At 63.4% G+C, this 243-nt stretch carries 1 pseudogene; it reads right to left on the minus strand.

Annotation, left to right across the window (positions count from 1 at the left end):
• Window positions 1-243, minus strand: a pseudogene (locus tag SCA31_RS25155) (GABA permease); the annotation flags it as partial.

Below are 243 nucleotides of genomic sequence, written 5' to 3' on the forward strand. Positions count from 1 at the left end.
GTGCTTCGCCTCGCTCGGACAACGAGAAGATCATCCGCGACGCCCCGTAAAGGTTGGCGTTGAGGGCCGACAACAGCGCCACCACGGCCACCAGGGTGATGGCTGTCCCGGCTCCGGGAATTCCTGCAAGGTCGAGGACTCCTGCGAAAGGGGACTTCAGCCCGGCAGATCCCATGGGGAGGACAGCTGCGATGACGAACACGGAACCGATGTAGAAGACCAGGATGCGCCACACCACGGTGC

It is taken from the genome of Chryseobacterium sp. SIMBA_028 (assembly GCF_046535285.1).
Taxonomy (GTDB): Bacteria; Bacteroidota; Bacteroidia; order Flavobacteriales; family Weeksellaceae; genus Chryseobacterium.